Origin of the sequence: Sanguibacter antarcticus, from assembly GCF_002564005.1 — a bacterium.
GTDB lineage: Bacteria > Actinomycetota > Actinomycetes > Actinomycetales > Cellulomonadaceae > Sanguibacter > Sanguibacter antarcticus.
Genome location: NZ_PDJG01000001.1, coordinates 2,840,045 through 2,865,257 on the forward strand (window position 1 = coordinate 2,840,045; position 25,213 = coordinate 2,865,257).

22 protein-coding genes are annotated in these 25,213 nt (G+C 68.0%); 7 read left to right on the forward strand and 15 right to left on the reverse strand.

Features of this window, described 5'->3' with window-relative positions; genetic code table 11:
• Position 1 precedes the first annotated feature (1 nt).
• Positions 2-655 carry a hypothetical protein gene (locus ATL42_RS12850; protein WP_245862537.1) on the reverse strand — a complete coding sequence of 218 codons (654 nt, stop codon included), beginning with the start codon at positions 653-655 and terminating at the stop codon, positions 2-4.
• An 84-nt stretch (positions 656-739) separates the two neighbouring features.
• Here ATL42_RS12850 and dapE point away from each other — a divergent pair, with 84 nt between their 5' ends.
• Both dapE and ATL42_RS12860 read left to right on the forward strand, forming a co-directional pair.
• On the forward strand, positions 740-1,909 hold the full coding sequence (dapE, locus tag ATL42_RS12855) for a succinyl-diaminopimelate desuccinylase (protein ID WP_211281820.1): 1,170 nt from the start codon (positions 740-742) through the stop codon (positions 1,907-1,909).
• Between the two features lie 206 nt (positions 1,910-2,115).
• Positions 2,116-3,561: a glycosyl hydrolase gene (locus tag ATL42_RS12860; RefSeq protein ID WP_211281821.1), complete on the forward strand. Its 1,446-nt coding sequence runs from the start codon at positions 2,116-2,118 to the stop codon at positions 3,559-3,561.
• 84 nt (positions 3,562-3,645) lie between these two features.
• Here the strand turns inward: ATL42_RS12860 and rbsD are convergent, their stop codons facing one another.
• The 7 genes from rbsD to ATL42_RS12895 all read right to left on the reverse strand — a co-directional run bounded on the left by rbsD (position 3,646) and on the right by ATL42_RS12895 (position 10,659).
• Positions 3,646-4,029 (reverse strand): D-ribose pyranase, encoded by a 384-nt coding sequence (rbsD, locus tag ATL42_RS12865; RefSeq protein WP_098455695.1) that lies wholly within the window; start codon positions 4,027-4,029, stop codon positions 3,646-3,648.
• Positions 4,026-5,003 carry a ribokinase gene (locus ATL42_RS12870; protein ID WP_098456559.1) on the reverse strand — a complete coding sequence of 326 codons (978 nt, stop codon included), beginning with the start codon at positions 5,001-5,003 and terminating at the stop codon, positions 4,026-4,028. Before ATL42_RS12870 ends, rbsD begins: the two co-directional genes overlap by 4 nt.
• Before the next feature lie 2 nt (positions 5,004-5,005).
• Positions 5,006-5,950 carry a D-ribose ABC transporter substrate-binding protein gene (locus ATL42_RS12875; RefSeq protein WP_098456560.1) on the reverse strand — a complete coding sequence of 315 codons (945 nt, stop codon included), beginning with the start codon at positions 5,948-5,950 and terminating at the stop codon, positions 5,006-5,008.
• Positions 5,951-5,997: 47 nt separating this feature from the next.
• On the reverse strand, positions 5,998-6,972 hold the full coding sequence (locus ATL42_RS12880) for an ABC transporter permease (RefSeq protein WP_098455696.1): 975 nt from the start codon (positions 6,970-6,972) through the stop codon (positions 5,998-6,000).
• Between the two features lie 27 nt (positions 6,973-6,999).
• The gene (locus ATL42_RS12885) at positions 7,000-8,505 is read right to left on the reverse strand and encodes a sugar ABC transporter ATP-binding protein (RefSeq protein WP_098455697.1); all 1,506 of its coding nucleotides are present in this window, start codon (positions 8,503-8,505) and stop codon (positions 7,000-7,002) included.
• Between the two features lie 58 nt (positions 8,506-8,563).
• Positions 8,564-9,574, reverse strand: a complete 1,011-nt coding sequence (locus ATL42_RS12890; RefSeq protein WP_211281822.1) for a LacI family DNA-binding transcriptional regulator — start codon at positions 9,572-9,574, stop codon at positions 8,564-8,566.
• Positions 9,575-9,804: 230 nt separating this feature from the next.
• Positions 9,805-10,659: a DMT family transporter gene (locus ATL42_RS12895; RefSeq protein WP_098455699.1), complete on the reverse strand. Its 855-nt coding sequence runs from the start codon at positions 10,657-10,659 to the stop codon at positions 9,805-9,807.
• Between the two features lie 490 nt (positions 10,660-11,149).
• Between ATL42_RS12895 and argJ the strand changes: the two genes are divergently transcribed.
• Entirely contained in the window at positions 11,150-12,376 is a 1,227-nt protein-coding gene (argJ, locus tag ATL42_RS12900) for a bifunctional glutamate N-acetyltransferase/amino-acid acetyltransferase ArgJ (RefSeq protein WP_098455700.1), read from the forward strand.
• Between the two features lie 510 nt (positions 12,377-12,886).
• Here the strand turns inward: argJ and ATL42_RS12910 are convergent.
• Complete coding sequence (locus tag ATL42_RS12910; RefSeq protein ID WP_169925430.1) at positions 12,887-13,447, reverse strand: GNAT family N-acetyltransferase; 561 nt, start codon at positions 13,445-13,447, stop codon at positions 12,887-12,889.
• A gap of 272 nt (positions 13,448-13,719) precedes the next feature.
• On the opposite strand from ATL42_RS12910, the gene ATL42_RS12915 reads away from it, so the two are divergent.
• The gene (locus ATL42_RS12915) at positions 13,720-14,148 is read left to right on the forward strand and encodes a GNAT family N-acetyltransferase (RefSeq protein WP_098455703.1); all 429 of its coding nucleotides are present in this window, start codon (positions 13,720-13,722) and stop codon (positions 14,146-14,148) included.
• A gap of 353 nt (positions 14,149-14,501) precedes the next feature.
• On the opposite strand, the gene dnaB is transcribed toward ATL42_RS12915, so the two are convergent.
• Positions 14,502-16,913 carry a replicative DNA helicase gene (gene dnaB, locus ATL42_RS12920; RefSeq protein WP_098455704.1) on the reverse strand — a complete coding sequence of 804 codons (2,412 nt, stop codon included), beginning with the start codon at positions 16,911-16,913 and terminating at the stop codon, positions 14,502-14,504.
• 331 nt (positions 16,914-17,244) lie between these two features.
• On the opposite strand from dnaB, the gene ATL42_RS12925 reads away from it, so the two are divergent.
• Positions 17,245-18,576, forward strand: coding sequence for an MATE family efflux transporter (locus ATL42_RS12925; RefSeq protein ID WP_098455705.1), 1,332 nt, complete (start codon positions 17,245-17,247; stop codon positions 18,574-18,576).
• Between the two features lie 96 nt (positions 18,577-18,672).
• Here the strand turns inward: ATL42_RS12925 and rplI are convergent, their stop codons facing one another.
• The 5 genes from rplI to ATL42_RS12950 form a co-directional block, all read right to left on the reverse strand.
• Entirely contained in the window at positions 18,673-19,122 is a 450-nt protein-coding gene (rplI, locus tag ATL42_RS12930) for a 50S ribosomal protein L9 (RefSeq protein ID WP_098455706.1), read from the reverse strand.
• 15 nt (positions 19,123-19,137) lie between these two features.
• Positions 19,138-19,374, reverse strand: coding sequence for a 30S ribosomal protein S18 (gene rpsR / locus ATL42_RS12935; protein WP_098455707.1), 237 nt, complete (start codon positions 19,372-19,374; stop codon positions 19,138-19,140).
• Positions 19,375-19,465: 91 nt separating this feature from the next.
• On the reverse strand, positions 19,466-19,963 hold the full coding sequence (locus tag ATL42_RS12940) for a single-stranded DNA-binding protein (protein ID WP_098455708.1): 498 nt from the start codon (positions 19,961-19,963) through the stop codon (positions 19,466-19,468).
• Positions 19,964-20,021: 58 nt separating this feature from the next.
• Positions 20,022-20,309 carry a 30S ribosomal protein S6 gene (rpsF, locus tag ATL42_RS12945; protein ID WP_098455709.1) on the reverse strand — a complete coding sequence of 96 codons (288 nt, stop codon included), beginning with the start codon at positions 20,307-20,309 and terminating at the stop codon, positions 20,022-20,024.
• A gap of 193 nt (positions 20,310-20,502) precedes the next feature.
• Positions 20,503-23,007: a transglycosylase domain-containing protein gene (locus tag ATL42_RS12950; protein ID WP_169925431.1), complete on the reverse strand. Its 2,505-nt coding sequence runs from the start codon at positions 23,005-23,007 to the stop codon at positions 20,503-20,505.
• A 332-nt stretch (positions 23,008-23,339) separates the two neighbouring features.
• On the opposite strand from ATL42_RS12950, the gene ATL42_RS12955 reads away from it, so the two are divergent.
• Together ATL42_RS12955 and ATL42_RS12960 are read left to right on the forward strand one after the other, a co-directional pair.
• Entirely contained in the window at positions 23,340-24,038 is a 699-nt protein-coding gene (locus ATL42_RS12955; protein ID WP_098455711.1) for a PadR family transcriptional regulator, read from the forward strand.
• Positions 24,035-25,129, forward strand: coding sequence for an inositol-3-phosphate synthase (locus tag ATL42_RS12960; protein WP_098455712.1), 1,095 nt, complete (start codon positions 24,035-24,037; stop codon positions 25,127-25,129). Before ATL42_RS12955 ends, ATL42_RS12960 begins: the two co-directional genes overlap by 4 nt.
• The last annotated feature ends 84 nt before the right edge of the window (positions 25,130-25,213 follow it).

Below are 25,213 nucleotides of genomic sequence, written 5' to 3' on the forward strand. Positions count from 1 at the left end.
GTCACGGGACGTCGAGCGGCTCGACGAGCAGCCTGACGCGCTCGTCGAGGTAGGCCACGACGTCCCGGGCGGCGGCGTCACCGAGGGCTGCGTTCCAGCGGACCGCGAGCGTGCCGTCCGGGGCGAAGACGAGCGGGCCGTCGCCGGAACGGACCGCGGCCGCGTCGAGCGCGAGCTCGCGCCAGCCGTAGTTGACCGTCTCGCCGGGCCCGAACTTTCCTCGCAGGGCCGCGGCACGCAGGTCGCGGCGGGCTTCCGCCGACGCCGACTGGTGGTTGCGGACCCCCGCCTCGCGGGCGCGCACGAGCGCTCCCGTCGCGTAGAGCGTGCCGTCGGCTCCGAGCATGAGCGCTCCGAGACGCCACGCCCGCCCGACGCCGCGGAGCACGGCAGGTCGGGTGAGGCCCAGCAGCGGGCGCGGCTCGACGAGCACCGCGAGCGCCTCGTCCCGCGCACCGGCGGCCTCGAGGCGCTCGACGGCTCGCACCAGGACGGCGCGAAGATCGTCGAGGGCACGGTCGTCGAGGGCAGGGTCGTCGAGGGCACGGTCGTCGAGGGCACGGTCGTCGCGAGCGCTGTCGTCGCGAGCGCTGTCGTCGCGGGACCTGTGGTCGAGAGAGCGCTCGCCTGCGGGGTCCTGCTCGGTGCTGGTCACGCGACCATCATGCCGCGCGGCGGGTGGGCCGGGAGGTTCTCGGGCGGTGTGCCGAGACCGGGCGTCGTGGGCCACACTGGGAGGGTGCCTGAAGAGATCGATGTCGTCGCGCTGACGCAGGCGCTCGTCCGCTGCCGGTCGGTGACGCCGGCCGACGACGGCGCGCTGGACGTCGTCCAGGCGGTGTGCGAGGGCCTGGGCTTCACCGTGACCCGGCTCGAGTTCGACGGGACCCCGAACCTGTTCGCCCGGCGAGGCAGCGGTTCGCCGCACGTGTGCTTCGCGGGCCACACCGACGTCGTGCCGGCAGGCGCGTCCACGTGGACGTCCGACCCGTTCGCTGCCGACGTCCGTGACGGCGTGATCGTCGGGCGCGGGACGAGCGACATGAAGGGCGCCGTCGCGGCGTTCCTCGCGGCTGTCGGCGCGCGCGACGCGTCCACCGACGCGGACGCGTCGATCAGTCTCCTCATCACCGGAGACGAGGAGGGCCCGGCCACCGGTGGGACGGTGCGGGTGCTGGAGTGGATGGCAGCGAACGGGCACGTGCCGGACTTCTGCATCGTCGGCGAGGCCACGAACCCCACCCGCATGGGCGAGACGATCAAGATCGGACGCCGCGGCAGCATCGGTGCGCACATCGTGGTCGAGGGGACGCAGGGGCACGTCGCCTACCCGCACCGGGTGGACAACCCGGTGCACTCGCTCGTCGGTGCGCTCCACGAGCTGTCCACGACGACGCTCGACGAGGGGACGGACTGGTTCGAGCCGTCGAGCCTGCAGGTCACGAGCGTCGACGTCGGCAACCCGACGACGAACCTGGTGCCGGCCGTCGCGACCGCACGGCTGAACATCCGGTTCAACGATCTCCACACGGGACGGTCTCTGGAACGCCTCCTGCACGACGTCCTCTCTCGTCACTGCACCCGTTTCACTCTCGACGCGACGATCGGCGGGGAAGCGTTCCTCACCGTCCCCGACGCCGCCACGTTCGCGCTGGCCGCCGCGGTCGAGCAGGTGACGGGGACGGTTCCCACCTTCAACACCACCGGTGGCACCTCCGATGCTCGGTTCGTCTCGGGGTACTGCCGTGTCGCAGAGCTCGGCCTCGTCGGCGCGACGATCCACCAGGTCGACGAGAGCACGACCGTCGACGACCTCCACCAGCTGACGGCGGTCTACGCGGCTGCGCTGGACGGTCTGCTGCGGGCCGACGGGCCGCTGACAGATCTGCCGGGGACCCAGGCGGGCTGATCGGCCCGTGCCCGTCAGCCTCCTGGGCACGGACGTCACGAGCCGTGACTTTCCAGACATGTTTGACATACGTGATGCTCTCGCGGTTGGGTGAGCGCGAACCACCCGCCCGCCACGACGGCGGGGCGCACAGGCTCCGGGCGTCCACGCCGGACGACGAGGACCTGCGACGGCGGGAACCCAAGGACGAAACGAGGCGGTTTCGCATGCGAGATCAGCAGAGCTCACTTGGTAGATGGTCGACGACACGCCGTGCACTGACCGCGCTCACGGTGGGAGCGCTCATGGCGACCGTCACCGCGGCAGTACCGGCAGGGGCGTTCCCCGCGTCGTCGAAGCAGCAGGTGCTCACCTACCTGTCGTCGATCACGGGCAACGGGGTGGTCTCCGGGCAGCACAACAAGGAGCCTGCTTCCACCCCGGCGAAGTACACCGACGCCGTCAAGGGCATCACGGGCCAGTACCCCGGGCTGTGGGGCGGCGATCTCATGTTCAACGCCTCGGACGTCAGCAACCGCCAGAGCGTGATCGACGAGGCCAAGGCGCAGTGGTCCGCAGGCTCCCTCGTGACCTTGACCTGGCATGTGTGTCCCCCCACAGGAGGGTCGTCCTGCGCCTTCGAGGGCGGTGTGAAGTCCCGGATCACGGACACGCAGCTCGACCAGGTGATCACGGACGGCACGTCGCTCAACGCTGCGTGGAAAGCCCGGCTCGACGAGTCGGTCCCGTACCTGCAGCAGCTCAAGGACGCTGGCGTCCCGGTGCTGTTCCGCCCGCTGCACGAGATGAACGAGACGTGGAACTGGTGGGGCGGCTACGGCGCCAAGAGCGCGGAGCTCTACAAGATCACGCACGACTACCTCGTGGCCAAGGGCCTGAGCAACCTCATCTGGGTGTGGAACGTGCAGGACAACCCGGCCGGTGGCTGGTCGACGTACTACCCCGGCAGCAGCTATGTCGACGTGGTCAGCCTCGACGCCTGGTACAAGAACTACCCGAGCACGGCCGACTACCAGCAGATCCAGGCGATCGCGGGCAGCAAGCCGATCGCCCTCGCCGAGATGGGCAAGGTGCCGACACCTGCGTTCCTCGCGAGCCAGCCACGCTGGTCCTACTTCATGGTCTGGTCCGAGCAGCTGCAGAACGAAAACACCAACGCCGAGATCCAGGCCAGCTATTTCGCTGCCCCTGTCCTCAACCGAGGCGAGGTCACGCTCCCCGCAGGCGACAGCACGCCGACGACGTCCCGCACCGGTGCGATCACGGGGATCGGCGGGGCGTGCGTCGACGTCCAGGCTGCCGGCACCGCGGACGGCACGATCGTGCAGATGTACGCGTGCGCGACGGGCACCGCCCAGACATGGACGGTCAACGCCCCGACCGGTACGGGAACCGTCGTCAACCCGAGCTCGGGCAAGTGCCTCGACGTCTCGGCAGGCGGCACCGCGGACGGCTCCCGCGTCCAGATCTGGACGTGCAACGGGACGGGCGCGCAGCAGTGGACGTACAGCTCGGCGAACGGCACGTTCCGCAACCCGCAGTCCGGCAAGTGCCTCGACGCCGCCGGCGAGAGCAGCGCCAACGGCACCCGGGTGCAGATCTGGACGTGCAACGGCCAGACGAACCAGAGCTGGACGCTCCCGGCCGTCTGACCAGCACGACGAACGCGACGGCGCCGCCCCGGTCAGGGGCGGCACCGTCGCGTTCTGGCTTTCCGCAAGCCCGGTGTGCACTCGCTAGAACGACACCCCGCACACGAGCGCGGCGTTGGCGAACGCCGTGGCTTCACCGGTGCGCACGAACACCCTCGCCGCGCCGGCGAGCTGTTTGAGGTCGCAGTGCTCGATGTACTCGATGTCCGCGAACCGCTCGTTCAGCCAGCCCTCGACCACGGTGCCCCGCGCCTCCTGCGCAGCGACGCACCGGTCGACGACGATCTCGCCCAGCAGCGCACCGAGCACCTGCTCGAACCTCGGCACACCGTGCACGAGAGCGAGGTCGATCACCGGCACCCCGGCGGGCGCCGGCATGCCGCAGTCGGCGACGAGGACGACGTCGCCGTGGCCCAGACGGCACAGCGCCGCGCTCAGATCGGCGTTGAGGATGCCTGTGCGTTTCACGCGGTTGCCTCGTTCTCCTGGGTGGCGGGACCGGTACGGACCTCCGGGAGGATATCGCCCGCGCGAGGGTAGGACGGCTGGGTTCCTGGAGACTGCACCGCGAACGCACCGACCCGCACGGCCAGCCCGACCGCCTCGCGGAGGGAGTCACCAGCCGCGAGCCGGGCGCTGAGCGCACCCACGAACGCGTCTCCCGCACCGGAGCTGTCCACGGCCACCACCACCGGGGACGCCACGGCGTCGGTGCCGTCGGCGTCCGCGACGATGGCACCGAGCGCACCGCGGGTGAGGACGACGGACCGCACCCCCCACTCGCGCAACCTCGCCACCGCCTCGGCGTCCGAGGCAGGATGCTGCGCTCCTGGCGCGAGCTGCGCCAGGAGCAGCGCGGCCTCGTGCTCGTTCACGACGAGCGGGTCTGCGGCAGCGATCGTCACCGGGTCCAGCTCGATCACGGGTGCGAGGTTGAGCACCACGCGGCCGGTGGCCAGCCGGGCCGCGGCGACGCTGGCCGCTGCAGGAATCTCGCCCTGCAGCACCACCACCGCCGCGCCGGCGACGAGGTCGGCGCTCTGGGCGACGACATCGGCGTCCACCGCCTCGTTGGCCCCGGGGATGACGATGATGGTGTTCTCGCCGTCGTCGGCGACGGTGATCACGGCCAGCCCTGTCGGGCTGTCGACCGTCCGCACGCTGGACAGGTCGACGTCCGCGGACTCGAGGATCGTCGTGGCGGTGCGGGCGTGTGCATCGCGACCGATCGCGCCGACCATGCTCACCTGGGCGCCGAGCAGGGCCGCGGCCACGGCCTGGTTGGCGCCCTTGCCACCGGGCAGCATGGTGATCGACCGACCGATCAGGGTCTCGCCGGGCAGGGGGTGCCGCGCGACGGTGACGACCTGGTCTGCGTTGATCGACCCGACGACGACCACCCCGGCACGGGTCGCGCTGGTTCCCGAGGCGTGTGCTGGCACCGTCACTTGGTGAAGTCGCCCACGTTCGTCTTCGTGACAGCGACCACGTCGACGGGAACGGTGGCTTCGACGGCCTCGCCGTCGATCGCCTGGACGGCGAGCTCGACCGCGAGCCTGCCGAGCTCGGCGGGCTGCTGGGCGACCGTGGCGTAGAGGGTGTCTGCCGAGATGGCGGCCAGGCCGTCTTCGGTGCCGTCGAACCCGACGACCATGACGTCAGAGCCGGCCCGGTCTCCGAGGGCCTGGATGGCGCCGAGCGCCATCTCGTCGTTCTCGGCGAAGATGCCGGTGACGTCGGGGTGGGCCTGGAGCAGGTTGGTGGTCACGTCCAGAGCGGATGCCCGGTCGAAGTTCGCGGTCTGCTGAGCGACGACGGTGATGCCGGGGTAGGCGGCGATCCCCTCGTCGAACCCGGCGCCGCGGTCGCGGCTGGCCGAGGTGCCCGAGACACCCTGCAGCGTGATGACGGTGCCCTCCTCCCCCATCGCGGCGGCGAGCTCGTCGGCTGCCTGTCGTCCGCCGGCGACGTTGTCGCTGGCGACGAGGGAGGTCAGCTCTGCGTCGTTGACCGTGCGGTCCACGCCGATGACGGGGATGTCCGCGGAGAGCAGGGCGTTCACGGAGGCGCTCGAGGCGTCCGAGTCGACGGGGTTGACGATGACGGCCTTGGTGCTTCCGGCTTCTGCCGTGGCGAGCTGGTTGGCCTGGGTGGCTGAGTCGTTCTGGGCGTCGACGATGTAGAGGTCGACTCCGGCCTCGTCCGCCGCGGCCTGCGCGCCGTCGCGCAGCTCGACGAAGAACGGGTTGTTCAGGGTGGAGATCGCGAGAACGACCTTGGGCCCGCTGGCCTCGCCGCTGCTGTCGCGGCCGCAGGCGGTGGTTCCGACGAGGACGAGGGCGGCCGCTGCAGTGACGGCGGCGACGCGGCGGAAGGAGGAGGTCTTCATCATGTTTCCTTTGGTGGGGGTGGGTGTGAGCGAGAGAAGAACGGAGGTCAGCTGTTGCGGGTCTTGCGGCGCAGCACGTCGGCGCCGACGGCGAGGGCGATGACCAGCCCGATGACGACCTGCTGCCAGAACGAGGACACGTTGAGCAGGTTCAGGCCGTTGCGGATGACGACGAGGACGAGCGCGCCGATGAACGTCCCGGAGATCTTGCCGAGCCCGCCGGCGAGCGACGCCCCGCCGATGACGACGGCGGCGATCGCGTCCAGCTCGTAGCCGGCAGCGGCCTGCGGCTGAGCGGAGTCGAGCCTGCCGGCCAGGAGCAGCCCGGCCACGGCCGCAAAGAGCCCGGCGAGGGCGAAGACCGTGACGATGATGCGCTTGACCGGCAGCCCGGAGAGCCTGGAAGCCTCGGCGTTGCCACCGACGGCGTACATCGAGCGGCCGAGCACCGTGCGGTTGAGGATGAAGGAGGCGACGAGCGCTGTCAGGACCAGGATGACGATCGGCATCGGTATCGAGCCGACGGTGCTGCCGAGGAAGGACACCTCGGGTGCGGTCTTGATCGGTCGGCCGTCTGAGATCACCAGGGTGAGCCCGCGTGCCACGCTGAGCATCGCGAGGGTCGCGATGAACGACGGCAGCTTGCCGTAGGCGTTGGCTGCACCGTTGACCACGCCGGCGAGGAAGCCGACGAGCAGCCCGCCGATCAGCGCCGCCCAGCCGGGCAGGCCCGCGCTGACGAAGAACCAGCTCGAGGACATGGCCGAGAGCGCAGCGACCGCACCGACGGACAGGTCGATGCCGCCGGCGACGATGACGAAGGTCATCCCGAAGGCGAGCACCGCCACCGTCGACACCTGGATGCCGATGTTGAGCAGGTTCTGGCCGGTCAGGAAGTCCGGGGTGGCGATGACGAGCGCAATGCAGAGCACCACGAGGCCGACGAGTGCACCGTTGTTGGCCAGGAACGTCGTGTAGTCGAACGATCGTCGGGTCGGGGTGGCTGTTGTCGTCTTTGACATGAGCTGTTGCTTCCTTCAGTTTCAGGTTCAGGTCTGCGTGGCGACGTCGCGGGCGGCGAGCGTCATGACCGCGTCTTGGGTGGCATCTGCTGCGCTGAGCTCGCCGGCCAGCCGGCCGTCGCGCATGACGAGGATGCGGTCGCTCATGCCGAGGATCTCGGGCAGCTCGCTGGAGACCATGACGATGGCTCCCCCGGCTGCGGTGATGCTGTTCATGAGCTCGTAGATCTCGACCTTGGCGCCGACGTCGACGCCTCGGGTCGGTTCGTCGAGCAGCAGGACGGTCGAGGCGGCGATGATCCACCGGCCGAACACGGCCTTCTGCTGGTTGCCGCCGGAGAGCGACCGGATCGGCTGCTCGATGGTGTTCATCCGGATCCGGAGCGTCTCGGAGACGGCCTCGGCGCGGCGCCGCTGACCGGTGAAGTCGGCGAGACCGAAGCGGGCGCTGGACGACAGCGTCGCGTACCCGAGGTTGTCGTTGACCGACGCGTCGAGCACGAGGCCCTGACCCTTGCGGTCTTCGGGGACGTGGCCGACCCCGGCCCGAATGGCCGCCTGCACGTCACCTCGGGGAAGCTGGGCGCCGCGCACGGTGACGGTGCCGGAGTCGTATCGGTCGGCGCCGGCGATGGCACGGACGACCTCGGTGCGACCGGCGCCGACGAGTCCGGCGATCCCGACGACCTCACCGGCTCGAACGGTGAAGCTGATGTCGTCGAACCGGCCGGCGCTGGACAGGTGCGAGACCGCGAGCACCTCGGTGAGCGCCGGGGACTCGTCGGCGCGGCGCGGGAACTGGTCGTCGATGCTGCGGCCGACCATGAGCTGCACGAGCTCGTCTTCGGAGGTGGACGCCGGGACCTCGGCGATGAAGTGTCCGTCGCGGATGACGGTGACGGTGTCTCCGACCTCGGCGATCTCGTCGAGGTGATGGCTGATGAAGAGCATCCCGACGCCGCGCTGGCGCAGGTCTGCCATCACGGCGAACAGCGCCTGGGTCTCGTGGCGGGTGAGCGCGGCGGTGGGTTCGTCGAGGATGAGCACGCGGGCGTCGATGCTCAGGGCCTTGGCGATCTCGACGAGCTGTTGCTGGGCGATCCCGAGGTCGCCCACCATCGTGTCGACGTCGACGTCGAGGCCGATGAGTGCCATCGCGGCGCGGGCCTGGCGGCGGAGCTCCGTGCGGTCGACCATGCCGAACCGCGTGGGCGTCCGGCCGAGCATGACGTTCTCGGCCACGCTCAGGCTGGCCACGAGGTTGAGCTCTTGGTGGATGGTCGCGATGCCGTGGCGCTCTGCGTCTCGGGTGGTCGGCAAGGTGGTCTCGGTGCCGTCCACCAGGATCTGGCCGCCGTCGGGCTGGTAGACGCCGGCGACCATCTTGATGAGGGTGGACTTGCCCGCGCCGTTCTCGCCGAGCAGGACCTGCACCTGCCCGGGGTAGACGTTGACGGTGACGTCGTGGATGACGGTGACGTGGTCGAAGGACTTGGTCACGTTCTGCAACGTGACCAGGGGGTGTGCTGTCATGTCCGGCTCCTTTGCCGAGGCGGTCGAGCGAGAGAGATCGAGAGAGAAGGCGAGGCGGTCAAGCGAGAGAGATCGGGAGTGAGGAGGAGGCGCGCACGATGAGCTCGCTGGGCAGGACGACGGATGCGGGCTCCTCGCCTGCGATGACCTGCAGCAGGAGCTCGACGGCGATGCGGCCCATGTCTTCGACGCTGTGCGCGATGACGCTCAGGGCGGGGTCGAGCAGCGCGAACCATTCGATGTCGTCGAAGGCGACGAGGGCGACGTCTGTGCCGATCCGCAGGCCTCGACGGTGCAGGATGCTGATGGCGCCGACGGCCATGAGGCTGTCGGCGGCGAGCAGCGCGGTGGGTGGGTCGGCGAGCTCGAGGAGGGCGTGCACGCCGGCAGATCCGCTGGCGGCCTGGTAGTCGCCGAAGTAGACGAGCTCTGGGTCTTGGCTGAGGCCGGCCTCGGCGACGGCCTGGGTGAAGGCGGCGAAGCGGTCCCGGCCGGTGGAGGTGGCCTGCGGTCCGGAGATGTAGCCGATGCGGGTGTGCCCTTGTGCGGCGAGGTGCTGGACGGCCTGGCGGATGCCGGTCTCGCTGTCGGTCGTGACGCTGGGCAGGCGAAAACCGGGGACGGTGCGGTCGACGAGGACCGTGGGGACCTTGCGTTCGAGGAGTGCGCGCAACCGACCACCGTCGCCGCCGACCGGGGCGATGATGACTCCGTCGACGCGGCGCGAGATGAGGGTGTCGAGGTAGCGGTCCTGCTGGTCGCTGCTCTCGTTGGCGTTGCCGAGCAAGGTGACGTAGCCCGCTGAGAGACCGGCTTGTTCGGCGGCGTGCGCCAGGTCGGCGAAGAACGGGTTGCGCACGTCGGGCACGAGGAGGCCGAGGGACTGGGACCGGGCGGAGCGCAGGGCCTGGGCCTGGGCGTTGGGCTGGTAGTCGAGCTGCGCAGCCGCGGCGGCGACGCGCTCACGGGCGTCGGCCGAGGTGGCCGGGTTGCCCGACAGGACCCTGGAGGCCGTGCCCACGGAGACACCGGCGAGAGCGGCGACGTCCTTGATCGTTACGGCTTGCACATTCACTCCCTCGTGTCTGTGTGCGCTGGTGCAGGTGAGGCGATGTTTCTGGCAGTCTTCGTAGAATCGTTTCCATGGAAACGATTCCATGAGAGTTCGACAAAGGTACGTCCGAGGACCAGGCGTGTCAAGAGGGGTGGTCGTCGCGCTGCTCTGCCGCGTGCGGTCCGGGCTCCTTGCGGGTCGAGCTCGATGCCGGGCACCACCTCGCGAACGACGCTGGTCAAGAGCTAGCCAGAGGCAGCGACGGCCGCGATCGCGATGAGGGAAAGTGCCAGCCCCACGATCTGGAAGTGGACGATGCGTTCCTTGAGCACGACGATGGCGAAACCGACCGTGACAGCTGGGTAGAGCGCGATGAGGATACTGACGACGGAGAGCAGACCTGCTTGGAACGCGTAGAGCATCGTGACGTTCGCGACGACGTCCAGCAGCCCGATCATCACCGCGAGACGCGCCGTCGCCCCCTGAGGGAGCGTGCTCTGCCGCACGAGCACCGCAGCGGCCACGACGACGACCGACGCGATCCCTCGCGCCACGAGCAGCGGCCACAATCCCGTCCCGGCCTCGATCTGGTGAGTGAAGACAAAGCTGAGCGCGAAGCACGACCCGGCGCCCACCGTGAACTGCGCAACCCGTGGCGTGAAGGTCCGCGTGAGCGGCACATTGCTCGCCGTCGAGCCTTCTTTCGTCACCAGGACGATCGCACCCAGCGCGAGCGCTATCCCGGCGTATGCGAGCGCAGTCGGCCGCTCGCCGAGCGCGATCCCGACGATGACGGGAAGTCCCGCGACGATGATGGCGGTGAGCGGCGAGACGACGCTCATCGGGCCTTCGGCGAGTGCGATGTAGAACCACCACATCGCGAGTGCCATAACGATGCCCGACGCCCCACCCCAGAGGAGAGAGCCAGGCGTGGGGACGCCCGCGACAAAAGGCGCCGCGACACCGATGACGATGGCGGAGACCGGGTACGAGACGAGAACCACGCGCAACGGCTGGATACGTCGTGAAGCGACGCCACCGGCAAAGTCGCTCACTCCGTAGGCGACCGCCGAGGTGAGCGCGAGAACTATGGCGACCACTGGTTCTTGTCCGTTCTTCGGTATGACGTCGACAGCTGGACGGAGATCGGTGGCAACGGTGCTCGTCTCGGACGAGCGGTCCGCGGTCTGGTCGAGCCAGGGAGAGTGTTGCAGGGTCGTGCGGCTGGTGCACCTACGTGTCCACAATCGACTCCGGTCTCGTCGCTACGCACACCACGGGTATGTCCGGCACCGTGGGAGGGAAAAGGGGCACCTGCGCGCGGCGGCCGAGATGCTTCCCGCGAGCGTCGCGTGGTGTCCCAAATGGGCGCCGCACCATGGCAGCGGTGTCGACGAGAATCTCGACCAGGCGGTCGCCGCCGGGAGGGTCGCCCGTCGGCCGACGTCTCGCAATTTAGTGCCTGCGTCGACGCACAGCTGGTTGATGGGATGCTGCAGTCCCGGACTGGGCGGCCGACGCTGAAGCGTGCATCGATGCCGCGACCCACCTCTACCAGACCAGCGCCTGAAGGCGCGGAAGGGCCCTGCCATGTTTGATATCTCGAGGTTCGCACCGGAGTCGTTCCCAGCGGTCGCGGCTGTCGCAGGTGTCACGAGCGCGACGACGTCCTGCAGCTTGAAGTCTGGCGGCCAACCCGATCTGTTGCTCATGTGCGTCCCGCCGGGCTCAGCGGTCGCCGGCGTATTCACGCAGTCGAGCGTGACGTCGACAGCTGTGCAGCGCTGCCGCTCGAGCATCCCAGCAGGGCGTGCGCGTGCGCTCGTCGTGCACTCCGGAAACGCGAACGCACTTACCGGGGCACAAGGCCGGGCGCTGGTCGAGCGCATGTGCGAGAGCCTCGCGACAGAGCTCGACTGCCCCTCGTCAGAGGTGTTCATGGCAGGTACTGGGATCATCGGCCAGCACATCACCGACAGTCAGATCCTCGCTCCGCTCCCAGACCTGGCCTCCACACAGGGCGAGGTCAGCTGGGAGCAGGCCGCGCAGGCCATCCGCACCACCGACACCTTCCCGAAGGGTGCCTCGCGCTCGTTCCAGGTCGGCGACCGGCAGGTAGTGGTCAGCGGTATCGCCAAGGGTTCCGGGATGATCGCCCCTGATATGGCGACGATGCTCTGCTTCTTGTTCACCGATGCGGACGTCGAGCCGGACGAGCTTCAGGAGGCGCTCTCGCACGCGAACGTGCAGAGCTTCCGACGGATCAGCGTGGACGGTGACGAGTCGACGAGCGACACCATGCTCGCGTTCGCCACCCGGCGATCCGACCTGGCCGCCGGTGGTGATCGCACCTCGGCCGTGGCCGAGCTGCGCGACGTGATCGCAGAGGTCGCGCTCGACCTCGCGATGCAGGTCGTGAGCGACGGCGAGGGCATCACCAAGCTCATCCAGGTGTCCGTGACCGGCGCCCGCACCGAGGACGACGCCTACGTCATGGCCAAGTCGATCAGCGAGTCCCCCCTCGTCAAGACAGCGATCGCGGGAGGGCACCCGAACTGGGGGCGCATCGCGATGGCTGTGGGGAAGACCCACCGTCCGGTCCGCCAGGAGCGCCTGGACATCTGGCTCGGCCCGCACCAGGTCGCGCTGCAGGGCGACGCCAACGACTCCGTGGACCAGGACGCACTCGCCGTGTACATGAGCACCGACGTCATCGAGATCGCGGTCGACGTGGCGATGGGCACGGCCAGCTCGACCCTGTGGACCTGCGACCTCACTCAGGGCTACATCAACATCAACGCCCACTACTCCACGTAAAGCACGTGCGTGACGGGTCACCGGGCGAGAAACCTCGCCCGGTCAAGTTCTGCGCTGCACGCACCCGCATGCCCACCGGACGTCGGGCGCGTGCAGCGCGCCGGACTCGGTCGCCGCGTCCCGACGGGTCCTCAAGATCGCAGTCGAGGACCACGTCGCCTTCATGTCGCTGTACCGCAGTGAGCTCTGACTCACTGCAACCACGAGCGCACTGAACCAAGCCACCCGGCTGACCATGGGTTCGCAGAAACTCGACCGTGCTACACAAGCGGAGGCCTGTGCAATCTAGGCCGCACGCCCACACTCTTGACGTGCCACGCAGACTGCACGGACACGCCGCTGCACTTTGCACGATCTCGGGCGTGCCGCGGGGGCCGTGCAAACTAGGACGCAGGGCAACCACCCGCCCTAGCCGGCCTGACGGTAGGAGCATCACCCGCGGTCGTCACATCATGGTGTGAACGGGCCGAGCGTCAGTTCCGAACTTCCGCTAGACCCCGAACGCGACACTCACTCGGCGCGGTCTCCAGCCAGCAGGCTGTGGACAACGGTGTCCCGGCGACCCGATTTGAACGTCATGTGCGAGCGCAGCACGCCTTCGCGCCGGAAGCCACATCGCTGAGCTACCCGCTGCGAGGCGATGTTGTCGGGGCCGCAGGTCAGTTCCATGCGCGCGAGGTTCAGGGCATCGAAGCCCCAACCTGTCAGCAGCCGAACGGCTGTGGTCGCTGCGCCCCGACCACGCGCCACCGTCGTGAGCCAGTATCCGATGGACGCCCGTCGCTGCGTCAGATCGACCGCGTACAGCGACACACCGCCCCACAGCATTCCCGTGCCGCAGGCCACCACCGCCAGCTGTAACTCCTGCCCCGCGATCCACGAGCGCTGCTGGTCCTCCAAGAACCGCTGTGCGTCCTCGACGAGGTAAGGGGCAGAGGACGGCCATGTGAACGCCAGCACCTCCGGGTCAGCGAAGGCTGCATGCAAAGCGACTGCCTCATCGGCGAGCCACCGTCGCAACAAGACACCACCGGAGGACAAGTCCGGGTCAGGCAGCGGTAGGGCGCTCATCGCAAGCAGTATAGGAGCCCCGCAGCCACGCCCTACGCTCCTTGGGGTCCGCAGCCCGGTAGTTCCACCACCGTGATTTGCGGGGATCCACATGCGTCCCCCTCTCGGCCAGATAATGCCAACCTTTCCGATGCCGCTGGCCTCCCTCGACCCACGCTCTACGTCTGACTCGACGAGAGCGGCTAGCAACCCGCGCGGATCACGTCGAGGACCCCTCGCCCAATCGATGGACGACCTGCCCTGAACCGGTCCGCGATCCTTAGCCTGTCGCCATGAGCACCGCGCCTGAAGGCTATGAGATCTCTGCCGACCCTTCACGCCTGGATGTGGACCTCGTCTACCGCTGGTTGTCCGAAGACACCTACTGGGCGCTCGGACGCTCGCGCGAGAAGCACAACGCGGCGATCGCAGGTTCGACGAACCTCGGTGTTTTCAACGTCGAGTCGGGCGACCAGGTGGCTTACGCCCGCGTGGTCACCGACCACGCAACGTTCGCGTGGCTGTGCGACGTGTACGTCGCCCGTGAGGCGCGCGGGAACGGGCTGGGCACCGCCCTCGCGGCCGCCGTGCGCGACCACTTGGAGCCGTTCGGCGTCCGGCGGATCATGCTCGCGACGGCCGACGCGCACCGCGTCTACGAGCGCGTCGGCTTCGCGCCGATCACGACTCCTGAGAAGTGGATGGTACTGGGCTCGCAGTGATCTCCTCCGCCTGCTCACAGGGTAAGGACGTGTCATGCTGCGCTGAGGCTACGCCCCACCCTGTCTGAGGCCTGTGCATCGCCGAGCGCCAACCCAGACGGTCCAGCGTCGGGGTTGGCGGACAAACTACTGACGTCTAACCAAGGAGCCCCCACCATCTCGACCGCGCTCCGCATCTTGATGGAGACCGGTGTGCCACGGAGCAGCCCAGACCCAAGCACCACGCCGCTACTCAGGGGCCATCAGCTCAACACCCTCGCCCCATCTGATGGGCACGATCAGACAAAGTGACGGTCATGTTACAGAGGTGGGCGAGTGCGCAAAATAGGTTGCACGTCCACAACACCCCCACGTCACGCCTGCATATCAACAAATCGCGAGTAATGCCCTTGGAATGCCACGGTGATGACGTCGGTCGGCCCGTTGCGGTGCTTGGCGACGATGAGGTCGGCTTCACCGGCCCGCGGCGATTCTTTCTCGTACGCGTCTTCTCGGTGCAGCAGGATGACGATGTCAGCGTCCTGCTCGATCGACCCAGACTCACGCAGGTCGCTCATCGCCGGCCGCTTGTCCGTGCGCTGCTCGGCGCCACGGTTGAGCTGCGAGATCGCGATGACCGGAACCTCGAGCTCCTTGGCAAGGAGCTTGAGCGCACGAGAGAACTCCGAGACCTCCTGCTGACGCGACTCCACGCGCTTGCCAGACGACATGAGCTGGAGATAGTCGATGACGACGAGCTTGAGGTCGTGCTTCTGCTTGAGCCGTCGGCACTTGGCACGGATCTCCATGAGGGACATGTTCGGCGAGTCGTCGATGAACAACGGCGCCTCAGAGATCTTGCCCATGGTCCCCGCAAGCTTCTGCCAGTCGTCCTCGCCCATGGACCCGTTGCGCATCTTCTGCAGGTGGATCCGCGCCTCGGCCGCAAGGAGTCGCATGGTGATCTCGTTGCGGCTCATCTCGAGCGAGAAGACGACAGAGGTCAAGCCGTGCTTGATCGACGCCGACCGAGCGATGTCGATCCCGAGCGTCGAGTTGTGCGTCGGAATCATCGCGTGCGACGCGAGGTACAGGTGCTCGGGGTGGCTGATCTCCACGCACCGGACCGGCACGGGCTCCACAGGTCGCACGTCCACGATCAACCGGCTCTGCAGACGAGGAGTCGACACCCGGCGGCATTCCTTGTGGACAAGCTTCTTGCGCTCGAGCGCGAAGACCTCGTCGTCAGCCGTGAACGTGAGGGTGAACGCCGTCGCGCTCTCGTCAGACCGTCCGCGGACAGTCCGCTCGGACCAGCTCGTCTGGTAGCCGAGGCTGTGGACGAGCTCGCGAGCGTCCTGGGCGAGCCGCCTGCTCGTCACCGTGAGCTGCAGGCTCCCGGTTGGGTCGACGGAGCCGTCGGCGTCGAGCAGACCGGCCAACAGCTCGCGGCGCTGGTCCTCGCTGCCTCGCAGGTAGGACACGGGGATGTGCTTGTCACCCAGCACTCCGAGCGCCCGCAACATCCCGGCGACGGTGCCACGCACGTCAGCGCACTCGGGGGCGGGCAGCTGCAGCACGTAGTGCCGTGCGGCACCGTCCCGGCTCGGCAGCTCGTGCGCGACGAGCCCGAGCCCGTCGATCCGCATCGCGATCTCTGGATCTGCCGACGTGAGCTCTGCGGAGGCAGAGTCCCCGTCACCGAGCCAGACCCCCAGAGCATAGGGGTGCAGCGGAAGATCTGCGGCGGGAAGCTGCAGCGCGGTCGCCACGGGTACGCCGTGGTTGGCACGCTCGCCCGCTGTGGCACACCGCACCGTAGCGGCGATCTCCTCCGTCGTCCGGATCTCGGTAACGCTCCCTGCACGACGAGCCGCACGCGTCGTCGTCGCCCACTCGTGCTGAGCGTCCGCCACGATCGAGGTGCCGTCGTCGAAGACGACCTCGTAGCACGGACGGTCCGTCATGACCTCGGTCGCTGCGACGACCGTGGTGGGCGTCCCGTCGGCGGCGAGCAGCTCGTCTCCGACCTGCACGTCCCCCATCGTCGTCCACCCGGTCGGCGTCGGCAGGGGCGTGTCGAGCGCCAGAGCCTTCCCGATGGCCGGGCGCGCCGCCAGGACGATCATCTGTCCGGGGTGCAGCCCGTTGGTCAAGCGGTCGAGATCGGCGAACCCCGTCGGTACGCCCACCATGCCTTCGCCGCGGTGCCCGGCGGCCTCGATCTCGTCGACCGCTCCCCCGATGACGTCGCCGAGGACGTGGTAGTCCTCGCTCGTGCGCGTCTCGGTGACGGCGTAGACCTCGGCCTGGGCGTTGTTGACGATGTCGTCGACGTCGCCGCCGTCCGTCGCGTACCCGAGCTGGACGATGCGCGTCCCGGCCTGCACGAGACGGCGCAGCACGGCACGCTCACGGACGATCCGCGCGTAGTAGCCGGCGTTCGCGGCCGTGGGCACCATCGAGATGAGGGTGTGGATGTAGGGCGCTCCACCGATGCGGCCCATCTCGCCGCGCTTCGTGAGCTCGGCCACGACCGTGATCGCATCCGCAGGCTCGCCGCGACCGTAGAGATCGAGGATGACCTCGTAGACCGCCTCGTGGGCGGGCTTGTAGAAGTCGGTGCCCTTGAGCTGCTCGATGACGTCGGCGATCGCGTCTTTCGAGATGAGCATGCCGCCCAGGACGCTCTGCTCCGCGGCGACGTCCTGCGGCGGCGTCCGGTCGAACGGGGAGCCGGAGGAGCGTTGTGAGCTGTAGTCCGACTCGAGCTCGTCGATCGACATGAAGTCCCATCTCGTGTGCGTGCTTCTGGGCTTCGGTGTACACCCTGCCACTGACAGAGCGTCGGCTGCTCCTGCACCGTACGCTCGCGTGGCATGCGGAACCAACCCGCACCAATCGACTTATCCACAGGCTTGTCCCCAGGGGTGGGGACAACTCGGCAGGGGGCAGGTCAGCAGTCATCCACAGTGTGGATAGAGGTGTGGATAACTGGGGATAACCTGTTCATAGAAACGAGTTTTCTCCTCTCAGCCGCGACAATCCGCCACTCTGCTTGTGGACTCACAAGTGCCTCGAGAGGCATCCACGCCTCGGACCTGATGGGATCACTCTGTGGAACAATCTCGCCCGACCAGCGGCGTCGACCGCCAGATCCTCGCCCTCGCGGTGCCCGCGCTCGGAGCGCTCGTCGCCGAGCCGCTCTTCGTCCTCGTCGACTCGGCCGTCGTCGGGCACCTCGGGACTCCGCAGCTCGCAGGGCTCTCGATCGCCTCGACAATCCTGCTCACCGTGGTCGGTCTGTGCGTATTCCTCGCCTACGCGACCACCGCCGCGGTCGCGCGACGGCTCGGAGCCGGGGACGCCGTCGCGGCCTTGCGCTCAGGCATCGACGGCATGTGGCTCGCAGCGGCTCTCGGCGTCGGTCTCGCGGCTCTGCTCTGGGTGGCCGCTCCCTGGGCCGTCGGCGTCCTCGGTGCGGACGGCGCCGTCGCCGACCACGCGACGTCCTACCTGCGCTGGTCCGCCCCCGGCCTGCCGGGCATGCTCCTCGTCCTCGCGTCGACGGGCGTCCTGCGCGGCCTGCAAGACACCCGCACGCCCCTGTGGGTCGCAGCAGGCGGCGCTGTCGCCAACGCGGTGCTCAACGTCGTGCTCGTCTACGGCGCCGGGATGGGGATCGCCGGCTCGGGCCTCGGCACCGCGGTCGCACAGCTCGCCATGGGAGCGATCCTCACCGCCGTCGTCGTCCGGGGAGCGCGCGCCGCGGGCGCCGGCCTCCGTCCGTCGACCGGCGGGATCTGGTCGAGCGCGCGCGCCGGCGCGCCCCTGCTCGTCCGGACCGTGTCCCTGCGCCTCGCCATCCTCCTCACCGTCTTCGTCGCGACAGGGCTCGGCGCGGTCGCTCTCGCGGGCCACCAGGTCGTCACGAGCGTGTGGGGCCTGGCAGCGTTCGCGCTCGACGCCCTCGCCATCGCGGCGCAGGCGCTCATCGGCCACCGGCTCGGTGCGGGCGACGTCGACACGACCCGCCAGATCCTGCGACGCACGCTCCAGTGGGGCACGGGCGCCGGCGCGATCCTCGGCGCGGTCGTCGCGGGCGGCGGCTGGTGGTTCGCGCTGCTCTTCACGTCCGACCCCGACGTGCGCGTCGCGATCGCGCTCGGCATGGCTGTCGCTGGCCTGCTCATGCCCGTCGCCGGGTGGGTGTTCGTCCTCGACGGCGTCCTCATCGGCGCCGGCGACGGTCGCTACCTCGCGGTCGCGGGCGTCGTCACGCTCCTCGCCTACGCCCCCGTCGCCCTGGCGGTGCGGGCGTGGGCGCCGTCGGGCGCTGCGGGCCTGGCCTGGTTGTGGCTCGCCTTCGCGGGCGTCTTCATGCTCGCTCGCGCGCTGACCACCGGCCTCCGCGCCCGCGGCAGCGCCTGGCTGTCCACCGGCACCTGACGCAAACAGCCAAGAAGCGGGTACGACGACGGCCCGCCGCCTCCCGGGGGAGACGAGCGGGCCGTCGGTCGTGCAGATCAGTCGTTCAGCGTGAGATCACGCAGCGACGACGTTGACCTTGATGTTCGCCGAGACCTCGGAGTGCAGACGGATCGAGACCGTGTACTCCCCCGTGGACTTGATCGGCTGAGCGATCTCGATCTTGCGCTTGTCGACGGAGAGCCCACCGAGAGCGGACACTGCTGCCGCGATCTCGCCGGTCGTCACCGCACCGAAGAGACGACCACCGTTGCCAGCCTTCGCGGACACGGTCACCGCCTTCGACTGCAGCGAGTCGCGCGTGGCCTTGGCCTCGTCGAGGGTTGCGATCTCACGTGCCTTGCGAGCCTTGCGGATCGCGGAGATCTGCGACTCGGCACCCTTGGTCCACAGGGTGGCGAGGCTGCGGGGGACGAGGTAGTTACGGGCGTACCCGTCCTTGACCTCGACCACGTCGCCGGGCTCACCGAGTCCGGTGACCTCGTGGGTCAGAATAAGCTTAGCCATCAGTCAGCCTCCTTCTCAGCGTGCCGAGGACGAATAGGGAAGCAGTGCCATCTCGCGGGCGTTCTTCACGGCCTTCGCGATCTGACGCTGCTCCTGCGTGTTCACGCCGGTCACCCGACGAGCGCGGATCTTCCCGCGGTCGGAGATGAACTTGCGCAGCAGGGCGGTGTCCTTGTAGTCGACCGTCTCGATCTTGGCCGACTTCAGCGGGTTGGACTTCTTCTTGGGCTTGCGCACAACGGGCTTTGCCATTGCGGTACTCCTTTACAAGGTGCTTCTCCGGGCCGCACCGCATGCGATTGCGCACGGTGAGACCAGGAAGCGAATATCTACGTGGTGGGGACTAGAACGGAGGCTCGTCCGCGAACGAGCTGCCTCCGCCAGACGAGGCCGGGCCTGCGGTTGCCCACGGGTCGTCGGCCTGTGTCCCCGAACTGGCGCCGAAACCGCCACCGCCGCTGGTGTTGCCACCGGAGCGCTGGGCGCGGGTGACCTTGGCGGAGGCGTACTTCAGGGAAGGACCGATCTCCTCGACCTGAAGCTCGACGACGGTGCGCTTCTCGCCCTCGCGAGTCTCGTACGAACGCTGCACGAGGCGGCCAGACGCGATGACACGAGTTCCCTTGGTCAGGGACTCGGCAACGTTCTCGGCAGCCTCACGCCAGATGGAACAACGCATGAACAGCGTGTCGCCGTCTTTCCAGTCGTTGCTCTGGCGGTCGAACGTCCGGGGCGTGGAAGCCACCGTGAAGTTCGCGACGGCCGCCCCTGACGGGGTGAATCGGAGCTCGGGGTCGCCCGTGAGGTTCCCGACCACCGTGATGACGGTGTCACCAGCCATGCCATCTCCTTGGAGTGAGTGCGTGTTCGTGAGAGGTGCAAGGGGTCAGAGCGGGTGCTCAGACGTCTGCGCGCATGACCTTCGTACGCAGGACGACCTCGTTGAGGCCGAGCTGGCGGTCAAGCTCCTTGGACGTCGCAGGCGTGGCGGTGAAGTTGACCACCGCGTAGATGCCCTCGGTCTTCTTCTGAATCTCGAACGCCAAGCGACGGCGGCCCCAGATGTCGACCTTGTCGACGGTGCCGCCCTCGGTCGAGATGACCGAGAGGTACTTGTCGAGCGACGGAGCAACGGTGCGCTCTTCGATCTCGGGGTCGAGGATGATCATCAATTCGTACTGACGCATGTGTGTAACCCACCTCCTACGGACTCTGCGGTCACGGAACTTCCGTGACAGGAGGGTTGTGCGTGCGTGTCGGCCGAGCAGCGCCCGGCCTGGTGCTGTGCGCGCCCCACGCCGATAGGCGACGGGGAGTGGGCACACAACAAGCCACAAGGGTACCCGCCCGGGGGCGGGTACCCGAAATCGATCGCTCCGACTATCCGGAGCTCTTCGGTGTGGTCACTTCAGGGACCTCTTCCGAGGTCGCTGTGGGTTCCGGCGCCGGCGTGGTGGTCGGCTTGGTGGTGGCTGTCGCCGTCGGCTCCGGTTCAGGCTCCGGTTCAGGCTCCTCGGTCGGCTCCTGCGTCGGGATGCTCGACTGGTCGGGCCCCTTGGAGACGACGATCGACACGGTCGAGCCGATGGCAGTCTCCGACCCTTCGCCCGGGACGACGCTGATGACGTTCCCCTTCTTGACGTCCGAGTCGTACGCCTCGGTGATGGAGGAGTTGAGCCCTGCGGCTCGGACCGCCGACTCGGCGTTGTTGCGCGACCGTCCGACGAGACCGTTGGGCACAGTGGCCGTCTCGTCCTCTGGCGCCTCGGTGGTGGCTTCCTCGGTGGGCTCGTACGTCGGTTCCTGGGTGGGGGCGTACGTCGGTTTCGTCACCTTGGTCCGCGCGGGGAACTGGACGACCTCGCGGCCTTCGAGCACCATGCCCATGTAGTCGGTCCACACCTGGACGGGGATGGTGCCGCCGGTGACGCCGTTCTCCGCGGAGACGCCGCCGAACGGCGTGATGGTCTCCTGCACTCCCCCCTCACCGGACTGGTAGAGAGTGACGGCCGTGACGAACTGAGGCGTGTACCCCACGAACCAGGCGGACTTGTTGTCCTGGGACGTTCCCGTCTTGCCGGCGATCGGCACACCGAGCGCACTCGCCGCCTTTCCGGATCCTTCTTCGACGACCTTCGTCAGCGCATACGTGAGCTCCGCGACATCAGGAGCCTGGAACTCCTGCTGGGGCGTGTTCGGAGGCGTGTAGGTGACCGCGCCTCCCCGGCTCACGCTCGCCAGGATGTGCGCCTCGTGCCGGACGCCCTGAGCCGCGAAGGTCGCGTAAGCGCTGGCCATGTCGACCGGACGGACCGTCGCTGTCCCGAGGACGTTGGCGAGGTTCGACTCGAGGCCGTCAGCAGGGACGCCTGCACGCACAGCGACGTCGACGGTGTTCTCCGGACCGATCTCCTCGTTCAGCTCGATGTACGCAGTGTTGATCGATTCGGCTGTGGCCTTCTCGAGGGTGACGACCCCGTAGTCCTTGTAAGCGAAGTTCGCGACCTCGTACTCGCCGAACGACTTCGGCGAGTTGCCGTCGAAGGTGTCGTAGAGCGTCTTGCCCGCCTCGAGTCCGGCCATGAGAGCGAAGGGCTTGAAGGTCGAGCCTGCCTGGGCAGTTCCCTGGGTCGCACCGTTGAACTGCGTAGTCGTGTAGTCGGCCCCTGCGTAAAGGGCAAGGTACCCGCCTGTCGCCGGGTCGATCGTGACGATCGTCTTGACGAGGTTCGGCGAGCTGTCGGTCGCCATGTTCGCGATGGCCTGCTCGGCCTGGTCCTGGATGCCCTTGTCGATCGTCGTGACGATGGTCAGCCCACCGGTGAGCAGGTCCTCCTCGTCGATGGCGGCGTCCGAGTCGAGCTCGCGGGTGACCATGTCGAGCAGGTAGCCCTTAGGGCCGGCAAGTTTGTTCTCCTGAACGAACGGGACGGCCTCGGGGTAGACGAGAGCATCACGCTCGGCCTGCGTGAGGAACCCTTTTTCGACCATCCGGCCGACGACGTACTCCCAGCGGCTCTCAGCCTTCTCCGGGTCGTTGCGGGGGTCCCACCCGGTCGGGTTGGGGATCACACCAGCGATGAGGGCCGCCTGCGCGACCGTCAGCTCGGAGGCCGGGACGCCGAAGTACAGGAGCGCAGCGGTCTGGATGCCGTTGGCACCGCGACCGAAGTAGATCGTGTTGAGGTAGCCGGTGAGGATCTGGTCCTTGTCCTGCTGACGGTCGATCTTCACCGCCATGAGGACCTCTTCGACCTTGCCCGCGTAGTCGGACGTCGTCGAGCCCTTGTAGTAGCGCTCCACGTACTGTTGCGTGATCGTCGAACCACCGGTGACGCGGCCACCCTTGAGGTTCCCGATGAGCGCCCGGGCCATGCCCATCGGGTCGATCCCGGAGTTCTCGTAGAACGAGCCGTCCTCGGACGCGACGACGGCCTGCTTGACGTGCTCCGGGATCTCTTCGCTCTCGATGATCTCGCGGTTCTGGTCCGCGTAGGTCGCCATCTCGGTGACGCCGTCGGCGTAGTAGACCTTCGAGGCCTGCGCGAGCGCGAACTCGTCAGCGCTCTTCGGGACCGTGATCGAGGCGTAGGCCGCGAGGACGAGGCCCACCACGAGCGCGATGACCGTCAGGCCCGTCCCGACGACGACCCGCCACGACGGCAGCCAGCGGTGGATCGGGCCCTTGCCTGACCGGGGGTAGTCGAAGAACTTGCGCTTGGACGTCGTGCGGCCGCTCGTGCGGCCCGTCGGACGGCCGCTCGTGCGGGCCGTCGGGCGACCGGTGCTGCGGCCTGTGCTGCTGGCCGTCCGTCGCGTCGAGGGTGTGCGCGACTGTGCTCCGCTTCCCGTGGAGCGCGCCGGTCGATTGCTCGAGCTCGCCACTGTGAACCTTCCTGCCGTAGACATGTGCGGATCGCCGTCAGCTCGGTCGTTCTGTGGCTGATCTGCGTCGGGCCGGGCGAGCAGACACTCGGACCCAGATTCCCACGGTGCACTCTATGGGGTGAAGTTCGAAATTCCACAGTGCCTAGCACGTTCCAGGGACTTCCTCCCCGCGCCCCGCCCTAGAGCCACCCTGATCCTTCACACCTTCTGGGACAAAAAGCCCAGAGGGTAGCGTAAAGGGCCGTTCTTGCGCCAGTCACGCAACGCGCCTACTGTGTCGATGTATCGGATCGATACATCGAGAAGCACCGAACGAGGGATGGTAGGTCGTGCGCAGCAAGTCCACCGTCCTCGAGACAGCCATCCTCGGCCTTCTCAACGACTCCCCGCTGCACGGGTACGAGCTCCGCAAACGTCTCAATCTCGTGCTCGGATCGTTCCGTGCCTTGTCGTACGGGTCGCTGTACCCGTGCCTCAAGACGCTCGTCACCCGCGGGCTCATCGTCGGCAGCACGTCCTGTGCCGCACCACCCCATGCACTCTCAGGCAAGCGCGCGAGGATCGTCTACACGCTCACGGCCGACGGCAAGGAGCAGCTCCAAGGCGTCCTCGCCTCGTCCGGGCCGGCTGCATGGGAAGACGAGAGCTTCGACGTCCGCTTCGCGTTCTTCGGCCAGACGGACGCCGAGACACGCATCCGGATCCTCGAGGGCCGGCGCAGCCGCCTCAACGAGCGTCTCGAAGCGGTGCGCGACTCCACGGCGCGCACCCGTGAGCGGCTCGACGAGTACACGTTGGAGCTCCAACGACATGGCCTCGAGCAGGTCGAACGCGAAGTTCGATGGCTCGACGGCCTCATCAACACCGAGCGCGACCGTCGTCGTGCCCGGACACCGGGAGCACTCCCGGGCGCCAGCCTGACGGCGGACGCAGAACGAGCACCAACCGCACCACCCGAAGAAACCAGCAACCCACACACCGTCGACGGCGATCACCGCCTCGGCACTGACAGCAAGGAGCGAGGATGACTGCCATCCGCGTCGCCATCATCGGCGTCGGCAACTGCGCCACGTCACTGATCCAGGGCGTCGAGTTCTACAAGAACGCCGACGCGAACGACACCGTCCCGGGCCTCATGCACGTCCAGTTCGGCGACTACCACGTCTCAGATCTTCAGTTCGTGGCCGCGTTCGACGTGGACGCGAAGAAGGTCGGGTTCGATCTCTCCGAGGCCATCCTGGCGTCTGAGAACAACACGATCAAGATCGCCGACGTACCGCCGACCGGCGTCACCGTGCAGCGTGGACACACCCTCGACGGCCTCGGGAAGTACTACTCCGAGACGATCGAAGAGTCGGACGCCGAGGCTGTGGACATCGTCCAGACCCTCAAGGACGTCAAGGCTGACGTGCTCGTCTGCTACCTGCCTGTCGGTTCCGAGCAGGCCGCGAAGTACTACGCGCAGTGCGCCATCGACGCGAACGTCGCGTTCGTCAACGCGCTCCCCGTCTTCATCGCGTCCGACCCCGTGTGGGCCGCAAAGTTCGAGGCTGCTGGCGTCCCCATCGTCGGTGACGACATCAAGTCCCAGGTCGGCGCGACGATCACGCACCGTGTCCTCGCGCGTCTCTTCGAAGACCGCGGCGTCGTGCTGGACCGCACGTACCAGCTGAACGTCGGCGGCAACATGGACTTCAAGAACATGCTCGAGCGTGAGCGCCTCCAGTCCAAGAAGCTCTCCAAGACGCAGGCCGTCACCTCGAACATCGACGACGGTCCGCTCGCCGGCAAGAAGGAAGACCGCAACGTCCACATCGGCCCGTCGGACTACGTCGCGTGGCTCGACGACCGCAAGTGGGCGTACGTCCGCCTCGAGGGTCGCGCGTTCGGTGAGGTTCCCCTCAACCTCGAGTACAAGCTCGAGGTCTGGGACTCGCCCAACTCGGCCGGCATCATCATCGACGCCGTGCGCGCCGCGAAGATCGCCAAGGACCGTGGCATCGGCGGACCCATCATCTCCGCATCGACGTACTTCATGAAGTCGCCGCCGGTCCAGATGGAAGACAACAAGGGCCGTGCACAGCTCGAGTCCTTCATCCGTGGTGACATCGAGCGCTGACGTCCCACCTTGCAGCACCTCGGAGGGCCCCGGTGACATCACCGGGGCCCTTCGTCGTCCGGGCGGCGTCCGGGCGTACTTCAT

What these genes read in the sequence shown, in the direction of transcription:
- ATL42_RS12860 (WP_211281821.1), top strand. Translation starts at nt 2,116, where the DNA reads ATGCGAGATCAGCAGAGCTCACTTGGTAGATGGTCGACGACACGCCGT.
- ATL42_RS12875 (WP_098456560.1), bottom strand. Translation starts at nt 5,950, where the DNA reads ATGAAGACCTCCTCCTTCCGCCGCGTCGCCGCCGTCACTGCAGCGGCC.
- ATL42_RS12880 (WP_098455696.1), bottom strand. Translation starts at nt 6,972, where the DNA reads ATGTCAAAGACGACAACAGCCACCCCGACCCGACGATCGTTCGACTAC.
- ATL42_RS12885 (WP_098455697.1), bottom strand. Translation starts at nt 8,505, where the DNA reads ATGACAGCACACCCCCTGGTCACGTTGCAGAACGTGACCAAGTCCTTC.
- argJ (WP_098455700.1), top strand. Translation starts at nt 11,150, where the DNA reads ATGTTTGATATCTCGAGGTTCGCACCGGAGTCGTTCCCAGCGGTCGCG.
- ATL42_RS12910 (WP_169925430.1), bottom strand. Translation starts at nt 13,447, where the DNA reads ATGAGCGCCCTACCGCTGCCTGACCCGGACTTGTCCTCCGGTGGTGTC.
- ATL42_RS12915 (WP_098455703.1), top strand. Translation starts at nt 13,720, where the DNA reads ATGAGCACCGCGCCTGAAGGCTATGAGATCTCTGCCGACCCTTCACGC.
- dnaB (WP_098455704.1), bottom strand. Translation starts at nt 16,913, where the DNA reads ATGTCGATCGACGAGCTCGAGTCGGACTACAGCTCACAACGCTCCTCC.
- rplI (WP_098455706.1), bottom strand. Translation starts at nt 19,122, where the DNA reads ATGGCTAAGCTTATTCTGACCCACGAGGTCACCGGACTCGGTGAGCCC.
- rpsR (WP_098455707.1), bottom strand. Translation starts at nt 19,374, where the DNA reads ATGGCAAAGCCCGTTGTGCGCAAGCCCAAGAAGAAGTCCAACCCGCTG.
- ATL42_RS12940 (WP_098455708.1), bottom strand. Translation starts at nt 19,963, where the DNA reads ATGGCTGGTGACACCGTCATCACGGTGGTCGGGAACCTCACGGGCGAC.
- rpsF (WP_098455709.1), bottom strand. Translation starts at nt 20,309, where the DNA reads ATGCGTCAGTACGAATTGATGATCATCCTCGACCCCGAGATCGAAGAG.
- ATL42_RS12960 (WP_098455712.1), top strand. Translation starts at nt 24,035, where the DNA reads ATGACTGCCATCCGCGTCGCCATCATCGGCGTCGGCAACTGCGCCACG.